General features: G+C 60.7%; 9 protein-coding genes, 6 tRNA genes and 1 other RNA gene. 10 read left to right on the plus strand and 6 right to left on the minus strand.

Annotated features, from left to right (window positions below; translation table 11 throughout):
- Window positions 1-55: 55 nt before the first annotated feature.
- Window positions 56-131, minus strand: a tRNA-Ala gene (locus ACP3TA_RS23530).
- A 60-nt stretch (window positions 132-191) separates the two neighbouring features.
- Window positions 192-267, minus strand: a tRNA-Ala gene (locus ACP3TA_RS23535).
- Between the two features lie 308 nt (window positions 268-575).
- Here ACP3TA_RS23535 and ACP3TA_RS23540 point away from each other — a divergent pair.
- Entirely contained in the window at window positions 576-1361 is a 786-nt protein-coding gene (locus ACP3TA_RS23540) for a formate/nitrite transporter family protein (protein WP_122016648.1), read from the plus strand.
- A gap of 66 nt (window positions 1362-1427) precedes the next feature.
- On the opposite strand, the gene gltX is transcribed toward ACP3TA_RS23540, so the two are convergent.
- Window positions 1428-2843, minus strand: a complete 1416-nt coding sequence (gene gltX / locus ACP3TA_RS23545) for a glutamate--tRNA ligase (protein WP_033643946.1) — start codon at window positions 2841-2843, stop codon at window positions 1428-1430.
- Window positions 2844-3137: 294 nt separating this feature from the next.
- Between gltX and ACP3TA_RS23550 the strand changes: the two genes are divergently transcribed.
- The 9 genes from ACP3TA_RS23550 (at window position 3138) to ACP3TA_RS23590 (ending at window position 8047) form a co-directional block, all read left to right on the plus strand.
- Window positions 3138-3213: transfer RNA gene (locus ACP3TA_RS23550), tRNA-Val, on the plus strand.
- A 28-nt stretch (window positions 3214-3241) separates the two neighbouring features.
- Window positions 3242-3317, plus strand: a tRNA-Val gene (locus tag ACP3TA_RS23555).
- A 38-nt stretch (window positions 3318-3355) separates the two neighbouring features.
- A tRNA-Val gene (locus ACP3TA_RS23560) sits at window positions 3356-3431 on the plus strand.
- 7 nt (window positions 3432-3438) lie between these two features.
- Window positions 3439-3514, plus strand: a tRNA-Lys gene (locus ACP3TA_RS23565).
- A gap of 74 nt (window positions 3515-3588) precedes the next feature.
- Window positions 3589-3712: non-coding RNA, RtT sRNA (locus ACP3TA_RS23570), on the plus strand.
- A gap of 191 nt (window positions 3713-3903) precedes the next feature.
- Window positions 3904-4911, plus strand: coding sequence for a Fe2+-enterobactin ABC transporter substrate-binding protein (fepB, locus tag ACP3TA_RS23575; RefSeq protein WP_046896262.1), 1008 nt, complete (start codon window positions 3904-3906; stop codon window positions 4909-4911).
- A gap of 215 nt (window positions 4912-5126) precedes the next feature.
- Window positions 5127-6182, plus strand: a complete 1056-nt coding sequence (gene fepD, locus ACP3TA_RS23580; protein ID WP_033643948.1) for a Fe(3+)-siderophore ABC transporter permease — start codon at window positions 5127-5129, stop codon at window positions 6180-6182.
- Window positions 6182-7219: an iron-enterobactin ABC transporter permease gene (gene fepG, locus ACP3TA_RS23585; RefSeq protein ID WP_406874925.1), complete on the plus strand. Its 1038-nt coding sequence runs from the start codon at window positions 6182-6184 to the stop codon at window positions 7217-7219. Before fepD ends, fepG begins: the two co-directional genes overlap by 1 nt.
- A 21-nt stretch (window positions 7220-7240) precedes the next feature.
- The gene (locus tag ACP3TA_RS23590) at window positions 7241-8047 is read left to right on the plus strand and encodes an ABC transporter ATP-binding protein (RefSeq protein WP_004936408.1); all 807 of its coding nucleotides are present in this window, start codon (window positions 7241-7243) and stop codon (window positions 8045-8047) included.
- 28 nt (window positions 8048-8075) lie between these two features.
- Here ACP3TA_RS23590 and ACP3TA_RS23595 read toward each other — a convergent pair whose 3' ends face one another.
- From ACP3TA_RS23595 to budA, 3 genes are all read right to left on the minus strand, one after another.
- On the minus strand, window positions 8076-9662 hold the full coding sequence (locus tag ACP3TA_RS23595; RefSeq protein WP_426784452.1) for an ABC transporter substrate-binding protein: 1587 nt from the start codon (window positions 9660-9662) through the stop codon (window positions 8076-8078).
- A gap of 143 nt (window positions 9663-9805) precedes the next feature.
- Window positions 9806-11491, minus strand: a complete 1686-nt coding sequence (gene alsS / locus ACP3TA_RS23600) for an acetolactate synthase AlsS (protein WP_033643950.1) — start codon at window positions 11489-11491, stop codon at window positions 9806-9808.
- Window positions 11492-11523: 32 nt separating this feature from the next.
- On the minus strand, window positions 11524-12303 hold the full coding sequence (gene budA, locus ACP3TA_RS23605; protein WP_033643951.1) for an acetolactate decarboxylase: 780 nt from the start codon (window positions 12301-12303) through the stop codon (window positions 11524-11526).
- Between the last annotated feature and the right edge of the window lie 398 nt (window positions 12304-12701).

Below are 12701 nucleotides of genomic sequence, written 5' to 3' on the forward strand. Positions count from 1 at the left end.
GAAGGTGAAATAACGCAAAGCAAAAAGCCGACCCTAAGGTCGGCTTTTCAAATGGTGGTGGAGCTAGACGGGATCGAACCGTCGACCTCTTGCATGCCATGCAAGCGCTCTCCCAGCTGAGCTATAGCCCCACAAAAGTGGTACGCGTTGACCGGCGTTACGGTATTCCCCAACCTCTCTGAGAAGAAGGTTGGTGGAGCTAGACGGGATCGAACCGTCGACCTCTTGCATGCCATGCAAGCGCTCTCCCAGCTGAGCTATAGCCCCGTTCCACAATCACTTTGTGCTGTGAACGGGGCGCATAATATGAAACCCGCTCAAAGCTGTCAACGGCTAAATTGAATTACTGAATCAAGCGTTGAAAAAGCCGCCAAATCAGCATCTTTGGCGCCAAAAAATCATCACTTTGCGCAGAGTTCATCCATTTTGCGCGCTACTTCTCAAAATGGCAAAAGACCCTGCATATCACGTTGATTTTTAATTAACGGAATGTTAGCGAAATGCGCTTGAGTCGGGCTCCCGAGCGGCATAGACTGCCCGCGCCATAAACTTTATTACTATAAACCGAGTCTGTCATGTCTTTGCATTCACCAAAAGAAATCGCCGCCCTCGCCGTTCAGGCCGGGGTAAACAAAAGCCGCGCCCCTCTCGCTAATCTGCTGATTCTGGGCTTTCTCGCCGGCGCCTTTATCGCCACCGGCTTCCTGCTGGATATTCACGTCATCGGCACCCTGCCGGCCGAATGGGGCTCTTTCGGCGCGCTGTTGGGCGCCGCGGTCTTCCCTATCGGTTTGATCCTGACCCTTCTGGCCGGCGGCGAACTGCTGACCGGCAACATGATGACCTTGCCAATGGCCTGGTTCGCCCGTGAAATTCCCGCCATCGCCGTGCTGCGCAACTGGTTTTGGGTCACCCTGGCCAACTTCGCCGGCAGCGTGGCCGTCGCCTACTTCTTCGGCCACCTGCTGAGCCTGACCGAAGGCGCGTTTTTACATAAGACGCTGGCGATCGCGCAGGCCAAAGTGGATGCGGACTTCCTGCACGCCTTCATTTCCGGCGTCGGCTGCAACTGGTTGGTATGCCTGGCGGTGTGGTTAGCCTTCGCCAGCAAAGATGTGCCGGGCAAAGTGATCGGCATGTGGTTCCCGGTCATGGCTTTTGTCGCCATCGGCTTCCAGCACGTGGTGGCGAATATGTTCATCATCCCGGCGGCCATCTTTGCCGGCGGCATGGGCTGGGAGCAGTATCTGCCTAATTTCGTCGCGGTATTTCTCGGCAATGCGCTGGGCGGCGCCGGCTTTGTCGGGTTGATGTATTTCCTCGCCTACCGTCCGGGTTTGCCGGCTAGCGAACAAGCCTGACAAAGCGCAATAAAAAAGCCCCGGGATCGCTCCACGGGGCTTTTTCTTTAAGGCGTATCAGCCTAATCAGGCTTGGGCTTCACGCTCGGCGATGTAAGCCAGCGCCATATCGATACGCTGCAGCGAACGCTTCTGGCCGATCGCATGCACGGTCACGTCCATGCCCGGCGACTGGCCGGCGCCGGTCACCGCGACGCGCAGCGGCATGCCGACTTTACCCATGCCGACGCCCAGCTCATCCGCCGTGCCCTGAATGGCGTCGTGCACGTTTTCCGGCGTCCAGACGGTGATGGCGGCCAGCTTGGCGCGCACCGCTTCCAGCGGCTGACGCGCGACCGGACGCAGGTGCTTCTTGGCGGCGTCGGCGTCGAACTCGCTGAAGTCTTCGTAGAAGTAACGGCAAGACTCCGCCATCTCTTTCAGCGTCTTGCAGCGCTCGCCCAGCAGCTTGACGATGTCCTTCAGTTCCGGTCCGTTGCGGGTTTCAATGCCCAGTTGCTCAACGTGCCATGCCAGATGCACCGCCACTTCTTCCGCCGGCATATGGTTGATGTAGTGGTGGTTCAGCCACTGCAGCTTCTCGGTGTTGAACGCGCTGGCGGATTTGTTGATCGCTTCCAGCGTGAAGAACTCTTTCATCTCGTCGATGGAGAAGATCTCCTGATCGCCGTGGGACCAGCCCAGACGCACCAGGTAGTTCAGCAGCGCCTGCGGCAGATAGCCGTCGTCGCGGTACTGCATCACGCCCACGGCGCCGTGACGCTTGGACAGCTTTTTACCGTCGTCGCCAAGGATCATCGACACGTGCGCGTATTCCGGCACCGGCGCGCCCAGCGCTTTCAGAATGTTGATCTGGCGCGGGGTGTTGTTGATGTGGTCTTCGCCACGGATCACGTGGGTGATTTCCATGTCCCAGTCATCGACGACGACGCAGAAGTTATAGGTTGGCGAACCGTCGGTGCGGCGGATGATCAGATCGTCCAGCTCCTGGTTGCTGAATTCGATCGGGCCGCGAATTTTATCGTCGAAGATCACCGACCCTTCCTGCGGGTTGCGGAAGCGCACCACGTGCGGCTCGTCGTCGGTGTGGCTGCACTGGCTGTCGCGGCAGTGGCCGTCGTAACGCGGCTTCTCGCCGTTTTCCATCTGCTTCTCGCGCAGCGCTTCCAGGCGTTCCTTGGAGCAATAGCATTTATAGGCCGTGCCCTGCTCCAGCATTTCGTCGATGACCGCGTTGTAGCGATCGAAACGCTTGGTCTGGAAGTACGGGCCTTCATCCCAATCCAGATTCAACCAGTTCATGCCATCCATAATTGCGTCGATCGCGTCCTGGGTAGAACGTTCCAGATCGGTATCTTCGATACGCAGAACGAACTCACCGCCCGCATGGCGGCTGAACAGCCAGGAGTAAAGTGCGGTACGCGCGCCGCCGACGTGGAGATAGCCGGTCGGGCTCGGTGCAAAACGGGTTTTGATTTTCATTGGGTTCACTGCCTTATTACGCAACGCGTGTCGGCGATGGCCGACGATTGCTCGGAATTGAAAAAAGAGTGGACGACATTGTATCACCACGCGCTAATTCCTCAACGCCGACACGATATTGCACCGGTCGATTTCGCGCGTTTTGCGGCGAGTTTCGCAGAGCGTTGCGCAAAGAATCGGCGCCGTTGGCGATAATTATCGCGCCCTGCCTAAATTTGCGGCGAACGATTGAAATCATTTTAAAAACCGTTGACTCACTTTGAACTATCCCTATAATGCGACTCCAACAAGACGGGGCGATTAGCTCAGTTGGTAGAGCATCTCCTTTACACGGAGGGGGTCGGCGGTTCGAGCCCGTCATCGCCCACCATCTTGTTGAGAAAAATGAGAACGAATGAGGGTGATTAGCTCAGTTGGTAGAGCATCTCCTTTACACGGAGGGGGTCGGCGGTTCGAGCCCGTCATCACCCACCATCATTCTCTCGTTTAGCAGTACCTGGAAGTCCTGAAGTGGGTGATTAGCTCAGTTGGTAGAGCATCTCCTTTACACGGAGGGGGTCGGCGGTTCGAGCCCGTCATCACCCACCACTTCTGCGGGTCGTTAGCTCAGTTGGTAGAGCAGTTGACTTTTAATCAATTGGTCGCAGGTTCGAATCCTGCACGACCCACCAATTCAGAGAAAAGCGCCTTTTGGCGCTTTTTTCGTTTCTGCACCATCCGACTCTGACTTCATCTCTCGCCGACAGAGTTCACCGGGTCGTGTAGGATGAAGAACCGTAGAGGTTCGAGCATCGCGCAGCGATACGACAACGCGCAGCGTTGCCCGCAGGGTGAGGCCACAGGCCGAATCAATCCTGCACGACCCACCAATTCAGAAAAAAGCGCCTTTTGGCGCTTTTTTCGTTTCTGCCGTTCGCCTCCCTTTCTTCATTCGCCACGCGCTGAGATACGAATGGTTATCATTTTTACGGTTTGAATGGTAAATTAGCGGGCATAACACTCCCCAGCAATCCGCACGCGGATTGATACGCCTTAGTTTAAGGAAAGAAAGAGCCCGCTCATGACCCTATCCTTACGTCAGCTGTTCATTTCAGTTATTGCCGCCGCGGCCTTGCTGCTCAGCGGTTGCGGCCCGGACGACAAGAGCGACGGGCAGAAACCGTCCGCCCCCGCTGCCGACAGCAGTTGGCCGCGCACCATCGATAGCGCTAAAGGGAAGTTCACGCTGGAAAAACCGCCGCAGCGCATCGTATCCACCAGCGTCACCATCACCGGCACGTTACTGGCTATCGACGCCCCGGTGGTCGCCAGCGCCGCCACCAGCCCAAATCCCCTGGTGGCCGATCAACAAGGCTTCTTTACCCAGTGGAGCGAAGTGGCCAAACAGCGCCACGTCGAACGGCTGTATCAGGTGGAACCCAATGCCGAAGCCGTTGCCGCCGCCGCGCCGGATTTGATCGTCGTCGCCGCGACCGGCGGTGATTCGGCGCTGAAACTGTACGATCAGCTGTCCGCCATTGCGCCGACGCTGGTGCTCGATTACGGCGACAAAAGCTGGCAACAGCTGGCCAGCGAGCTCGGTGAGATCACCGGTCACGAAGCCGGCGCCAAACAGGCGGAAGATCGTTTCGAGCAGCGCGTGGAACAAGTGAAGCAGGCGATTACCCTGCCGCCGCAGCCGACCACGCCGCTGGTGTATGCCGACAACGGCCGCGAAGCCATGCTGTGGACGCCGGGCTCCGCCCAAGGCAAGCTGCTGACCCAGCTCGGTTTCCAGCTGGCTACCCCGCCGGAAAGCGCCAAAGGCAACGCCAGCATGGGTAAACGCCATGACATCATCCAGATCTCCGGCGAAAAAATGGCCGAAGGCCTGAACGGCAAAACCCTGATCCTGTTCGCCACCAATGAGCGCAAAGTGCAAGAGGTGCTGGCCAACCCGTTCCTCAAGCATCTGGAACCGGTGGAACAGCGGCACGTCTACGCCGTCGGCAACGATACCTTCCGCCTCGATTACTACAGCGCCACCAACATGCTGAACCAAATCGAACGGTTGTTCAAAAAGCCCTGAATCACGCCGTCGGCAGGCCAGTCCCCTGCCGACGCTTTTCGCAAACGGGGCAACCATTCACATTCAATCAATTGAAATATCAATAGTTATTAACATCGTCCACGCGCCTTCGCCACCAACCGGCGGGTGCATGCGGGCGTAAACTCGTGTTACTATTGGCGCCCTTCACGAACGCAAATAACAATGAGAATAAAAATCATAAAGGAGTTACCGGTGTGAACGTACCCACTCCGACTGAGCGGACGCTTTCGTCCGCACCGCACGCAGCTTACGCCAGTGGCTTCAAACGCATCGCCGGGTTCGGTATCGGCTTGGCGTTGTTGTTGCTGTGCATCATTGCCAGCCTGATGCTGGGTTCCAAAGCCATCCCCTTCCATACCGTCTGGCTCAGCCTACAGGGCGCCGCGAGCGGCTCCGACAGCACCATCATTCTCAACGCCCGGGTGCCCCGTACGCTGGCGGGCATTTTGGCCGGCATGGCGCTCGGCGCCGCCGGCGCGCTGATTCAGGCGCTGACGCGCAACCCGCTGGCCGATCCCGGCGTGCTCGGCATCAACGCCGGCGCCAGCTTCGCCGTAGTCATCGGCATCATGTTTTTCGGCGCCGCCACCACCGAAAGCTATATGGCCTATGCCTTTGTCGGCGCCGCCGTCACCACCCTGCTGGTCTACCTGATCGGCACGCTGGCGGGCGGGCGCATCAACCCGGTGCGGCTGACGCTGGCCGGCGTGGCGATCGGCGCGGTGTTGCTCGGCATCACCACCGGGCTGTCGCTGATCGATCCACAAACCTTCGACCAACTGCGCTTCTGGCAGGCCGGCACGCTGGATATCCGCACGCTGGCCACCCTGCCGGTGACCGCCCCCGCCATTTTGCTCGGCTGCCTGCTGACGCTGCTCATCGCCCGGCCGCTGAATACCATCGGCATGGGGGAAGATCTGGCTATCGCGCTCGGCGCGCGCGTAGTGCTGACTCAGGCGATCGCAGTGATCGCCATTACGCTCCTGTGCGGCGCGGCGACCGCCACCGTCGGCCCGATCAGTTTCATCGGCCTGATGGTGCCGCATATCGCCCGCTGGTGGGTCGGCCCCGACCAACGCTGGATCCTGCCCTACTCCATGCTGCTGGCGCCGATTTTACTGCTGTGCGCCGACGTCGTCGGCCGCTTGCTGGCGGCCGGTGAGCTGCGCGTTTCCATCGTGGCGGCCTTCATCGGCGCGCCGGTGCTGATCTGGCTGGTGCGCCGCAAGAAAACGCTGGGGGGTCTGTGATGAGTCTGCCGCACACGCTGCATATCGGCCGCCCGGACGGCGTCATCAACGGGCGCCTGCCGCTGCGCCTGCTGCTGGTCAACCTTTCACTGTTGGCGCTGTGTCTGGTGATGGCCGTCGCCGCCCTGTGCTACGGCACGCTGCAACTTTCGCTGGAGCAGGTTTTTGCCGCGCTGACCGGCGAGGCGCCGAAAAACCTGGTCACCGTGGTCACCCAATGGCGCTTGCCGCGCATCGCCATGGCGCTGCTGTTAGGCGCCGCGCTCGGCATGAGCGGCGCCATCTTCCAGTCGATTATCCGCAACCCGCTCGGCAGCCCGGACGTGATTGGCTTTAACATGGGGGCTTACACCGGCGCGCTGATCGCCATCACCCTGTTCAACGGCGGCTATTACTACATCGCCGGCGGCGCGCTGGCCGGCGGCATTCTCGCCGCGCTGGCCATCTACCTGCTGGCCTGGCGGCAAGGCATCGCCGGCTTCCGGCTGATCATCGTCGGCATCGCCATCAGCGCGGTGCTGGTCTCCACCAATACCTGGCTGATCATCACCGCCTCGCTCGAGCGCGCCATGGACGCCGCCATGTGGCAGGCCGGTTCGCTCAACGGCATGACCTGGCAGAAAGCCCAGCCCGCCACGGCGTTCATCCTGCTGGCGGCCGCGGCCGCGCTGTTGATGGGCAAACGGCTGCAGCTGCTGGAAATGGGCGACGACACGGCGCGCGCGCTGGGCGTCAATGCCGAAGGCAGCCGGCTGTGGCTGATGCTGTTCGGCGTCACCCTCACCGCCGCCGTCACCGCCACCGCCGGGCCGATTTCCTTTATCGCGCTGGCGGCGCCGCAAATCGCCCGCCGCTTGGCCGGGCAATCCTCGGTCACCCTGACGTCCTCGGCGCTGATGGGCGCGGCGCTGCTGCTCGGCGCCGACGTGGTGTCCCAACATCTTTTCGCGCCGATCCAACTGCCGGTCGGGATCGTGACCGTCTGCATCGGCGGCCTGTACCTGATTTGGCTGCTCATCCGTGAGGCCCGCAGATAGATAATGAAGAGTGATAATGCCATGAGCCACCGCCTGCACGCCTCGCACCTGAAGCTGGGCTACGACAATAAAATCATCGCTGACGATCTGAGCGTAGCGATCCCCGACGGCGCCTTTACGGTGATCGTCGGGCCGAACGCCTGCGGCAAATCGACGCTGTTGCGCGCCCTGTGCCGCCTGCTGAAACCCAGCGCCGGCGAGGTGATGCTGGACGGCAAGAACATCAGCAGTTTCGCCACCAAGGCGCTGGCGCGCGAGCTTGGCCTGCTGCCGCAAACCTCGATCGCACCGGACAGCATCACCGTGGCGGACCTGGTGTCGCGCGGCCGCTATCCGCACCAGAGCCTGCTGAAACAGTGGACACAGGCCGACAAACAGGCGGTGGAAGCCGCCATGGCGGCCACCAACGTCAGCCAACTGGCGGATCGCAGCGTTGACGAGCTGTCCGGCGGGCAGCGTCAGCGCGTCTGGGTAGCGATGGCGTTGGCGCAGCAAACGCCGCTGCTGCTGCTGGATGAACCGACGACGTATCTGGACATCGCGCACCAGATCGAGCTGCTGGATCTGTTCCGCCAGCTCAACCGCGAGCGCGGTCAAACCCTGATCGCGGTGCTGCACGATCTCAACCACGCCTGCCGCTATGCCGATCACATCATCGCCATGCGCGACGGCAAGATCGTGGCGGAAGGGAAACCGGCGGAGATCATTACCGCCGAACTGGTGGAGCGGGTGTTCGGCATGCCGTGCATGATCATCGACGATCCGCTGTCCCACACGCCGCTGGTGATCCCGCGCGGCCGCTACCACTGCGACGCACCACAGGCATGAAAAAGGCCGGGTTATCCCGGCCTTGTCGTTACTTCTCCAGCGACACCTGTTTGAAGATGTGTTTGCCGAACGGGTCTATCTCGTAGCCTTTCACTTCCTTGCGCACCGGTTCGAAGATGGTCGAGTGCGCAATCATCAACGCCGGCATCTGATCGTGCATCATCACCTGCGCCTGCTGATACATCGCCACCCGTTTGGCGTGATCGTTCTCCTCGCGCGCCTGCAGGATCAGCTGGTCGAACGGTTTATAGCACCATTTCGCCGAGTTCGAACCGCCGAGCGAAGCGCAGGTGAACAGCGGGCCGAAGAAGTTGTCCGGATCGCCGTTGGCGGTGGTCCAGCCCATCAGCGCGGTCTGGTGTTCGCCGTTTTTAATCCGCTGTAAATACTCGCCCCACTCGAAGGTGACGATTTTGGCGCGCACGCCGATTTTAGCCCAATCGGCCTGGATCATCTCCGCCATGCGCTTGGCGTTGGGATTATAGGGCCGCTGCACCGGCATCGCCCACAGATCGATGTCGAAGCCCTGCCCCAGCCCGGCCTCCTGCAACAGCTGCTTCGCCCGCTCCGGTGAATACGGGTAGTCTTCAAGCTGCGCGTTGCTGCCCCATTGGGCCGGCGGCAGAAGATTTTTGGCAGGCTGACCGGCGCCGTGGAACACCGCGTCGATGATCGCCGGCTTGTTGACCGCCAGCGCCAACGCCTGGCGCACCTTAACGTTATCCAACGGTTTCTTCTGGGTGTTGAACGCCAGGAAACCGATATTCAAGCCGGATTTTTCCATTACCTGAATGTTGCCGTCCTGCCGCATGCGCGCCAGATCCGCCGGATTGGGGAACGGCATCACCTGGCATTCGTTCTTTTGCAGCTTGGCGTAACGCACCGCCGCATCCGGCGTGATCGAGAACACCAGCCGATCAAGCTTCGGCTTGCCTTCCCAGTAGCGGTCGAACGTCTTGTAGAGGATTTTCGCGTCCTTCTGGTACTGCACCAGCTGGAACGGCCCGGTGCCGATCGGATCGTTGTCCACCCGCTGCGGCGTGCCGGCCTTCAGCATCGCGTCGGCATATTCCGCCGATAAAATGGTGGCGAAATACATGCCCAGATCGGCGACGAACGGCGCCTCGGCGCGGGAGAGCTCAAAGCGCACGGTGTGCTCATCCACCTTGACGATCCGGTCGATCAGCGTGCCGAACTCCATCGACTCGAAGTTGGTGTAGGCGCCGTTGGAGACCTTGTGATACGGGTTGTTGGCGTCCTTCTGGCGCATAAACGAGAAGATGACGTCATCGGCGTTGAAATCGCGGGTGGGCGTGAAATATTTATTGCTCTGGAATGCCACGCCCTTGCGCAGATGGAAGGTATAGCGCTTGCCGTCTTCGCTCACCTCCCAGCTTTCCGCCAGGCTGGGTTGCAGCTCGACGGTGCCGGGTTTGAAATCCACCAGCCGGTTGTAGATCGCCGCCGAACTGGCGTCTACCGTGGTGCCGGAGGTGAACAGCTGCGGGTTGAAGCCTTCCGGCGAGCCTTCGGAACAGTAGACCAGCGTATTGGCCCGCGCGCCGCCGGCAATCGCCAACGCCAGCAGCCCGATCGTTATTGCTTTTCTTTTCATTGCGCTATCCCCAGTGGTGAAAAAACAGCCGAACGGATAGCAATAAATCATGCAGTTAGCGATGTAAAGGACAAATTCCGCGCATAAAAACGGGCAGGCGCGCAAGCGGCCTGCCCCGGTGAAACGGCGCGAGGATGATGAAATTAAATCATCTGGCTGAAGTTCATCTGCGCCATCAGCTTATAGTTATCGGCGTAGTCGACCGGAATGGCCACCACCACCGGCCCCTGGATCTCCATCGCCTTGCGCAGCATCGGCCGCAGATCTTCCACCGACTGCACGGCGAAACCGACCGCGCCGCAGGATTCCGCGTAGGCCTTGAAGTCGATCGGCCCGAACTCCACGCCGGATTTGCGCTGGTATTTGTTCACTTCCTGCATTTCCACCATGTTGTAAGCGTTATCGACCCAGATCACGTGCACGATGTTGTTTTTCAGCCGCACCGCGGTCTCCAGCTCCATGCTCGACTGCATGAAGCCGCCGTCGCCGGAGATTGACACCACCTTATCGCCGGGGCGCACCAGCGCCGCGCCAATGGCCCACGGCAGCGCTACCCCCATGGTTTGCTGGCCGTTGGAGATCAACAGCTGGCGAGCGCGGAAGCTGTAAAGATAGCGGGCTATCCAGATGTGGAAACTGCCCATGTCCACGCACAGCGTCACGTCGTCGCTGACGATGTCCTGCAGCTCCTTGACGATGCGCAACGGATGGATCGGCATGCCGCCGCGGCGCGCGGCGCGTTCCGCCAATTCGGCGCGCTGGCGGCCGAGATCGGTCAGGATCAGTTCCACCTCCGCCGGGACGCAGACCGCCTCATTGAACGCTTCGGTCATCATGTTCAGCGTGGCGCTGATGTTGCCCACCAGCTCGACGTCCGGCCGATAGCAGGTATCGATGTCCGCCGGCAGCACGTCGATATGCACCAGCTTCAGCCGCCCGTGGCTGTTCCACATGCACGGATCGTATTCGATCGGATCGTAGCCGACGCTGACCACCAGATCGGCCTTTTGCAACAGCTGATCGGCCGGCTGGTTGTTGAACAGGCCGACGCGGCCGGCGAAGCGGGCAAAGTGATTGACGTCAATCACCCCCGCCGCCTGATAGGTGCCGACCACCGGCATATGGGTGCGGTACAGCAGATGGCGCACCGCCTCGCTGTTCTCCGGCCGGCTGGCCTGCAAGCCCAGCAGCAGCACCGGGCATTTGGCCTGGCGGATCAGTTTCACCGCCGCCTGAATGTCGTCCGCCGCCGCGGCCCCCATGCGCGGCAAGCGGCAGCCCGCCAGCACCGGCGCCGTGACCGGCTCATTGACGATATCCATCGGCAGGCTGACGAACGACGCCCCCGGCCGGCCGAACTCGGCGCGGCGGAAGGCGTTGGCGATCACCTCGGAAATCGCCGAACCGGCATGCACTTCGGCGCAGTACTTGGTCACCGGCCGGAACATGCTGACGGTATCCATGCTCTGGTGCGTCTGCTTCAGGCTGTCGGCGCGCTTCACCGCGCCGCCGAAGGCCACCACTGCATCCCCTTCCGAGGTGGCGGTTGCCAGCCCGGTGATCAGGTTGGAGCTGCCCGGCCCGGAGGTGACCAGCGCCACCCCCGCCTTGCCGGTCAGGCGGCCGACCGCCGCCGCCATAAAGGCCGCGTTGGCCTCATGGCGCACCACTACCGTTTCGATCGACGGCGCATCTTCCAGCGAATCGAACACCCGGTCGATCTTGGCGCCCGGAATGCCGAAAACGTGTTTGACGCCCTGCGCTTCCAGGTTTTTCACCACCAAGTCGGCGCCGCATTGCCAGTCATTGCCTGTTTTTTCCTGTGCCATGGTTCCACCTCCTAAGAAAACGATCGCCGGGATTAGCCCTCGGCGGAACGAATTGCGCGATCCAAATCCTCTGGACAGAGGTTGGCGCGCAAGAAATCCGCATCATGCGGCAACTGAAGATTGAGACGGGTGATGACGCCGAACTGCAGGCGGCCATGATCGAGCTGGTAATCCAGCACGTGGCCGCCGCCGCTGCGGTCGTCGGTAACGAAGTGTTCGTGATAGCCGGCCACGCCGATGCCCTGCATGTAATCGGGCGAGCGGAAGCCGACCAGCGTGCCGCGCCGCTGATGGAACGAGAAGGTCGGCTGCTCTTCTATCGCTTCCAGCATTGGGCGGTAAGGCCGTTCCTGACGCGGCACGGTGCGGGTTTCGACATGGCTGAACTCACCGTCGACCCGCACCGCGCAGAACAGGTTCGGCGAGGCGACCTGTTCATCGATGCATTGGTGCAGTTGCGCCTTGGTGATCGGCCGATCGAATTGCTGGCTGACGCTGGGCTGGAAAAAGGTGACGACGGCGAAAGGGGTTTTCTGTTGCAAACCGGCCGGGCGGGCGCTGCCGTCGGCGCGCAGCTGGTGTATTTCCTGATCGAACGCGATCAGTTCGCCATCCAGATGATTGAAGGTGCCGAGGCCGAAATCGCCGTGTTTCAGCAATTCGGCGATGGTGGTCTCCCCTTCATAAACCCCGTCGATGAGCGCGCTCATCAGCGAGATTTGATAGATTTCGCCCTCCCCGGCGTTGATCGACTGCCTGGCGAAACCCTGCGCCAAATGGCGCGCACAGGAACACCCGTGTTTTTCGTTCATGCTGACTCCTCCACCAGCGCGGAACTGCGGTTCCACGCGTTCAAAAGACCCGCCGACGGCGAGCCAAGATGCCCCTCAGGCGCGTTCATCAGTTGGAACGATTCAGCCTGAGGCGACAAAAAAACCGGCACGGCTGGCCGGCCGATATCCAGAAACAACAGGAAGATAAGTGAAAGTAAAGACTCACTAATCATTGAGGTTGAGTCGGATATCAAATTGAACGGTTAATCTGGTGTTGGAGCGACAATCAACGCCACAGGCGGCTGACGCAGCCTGGGAAAAACATCTGCTATTTGGTGCTAAACGCCGCTAGGTTTATGCGTTTTCTCTCTATGCGGCCGGGATGCGGCGGCGCTGAAGCCCGTCGTCAACCCGCAATCAGAGTAGCCGCAGCATCG

This window comes from Serratia sp. 2C06, assembly GCF_050037615.1.
GTDB classification, from domain to species: Bacteria; Pseudomonadota; Gammaproteobacteria; order Enterobacterales; family Enterobacteriaceae; genus Serratia; species Serratia ureilytica.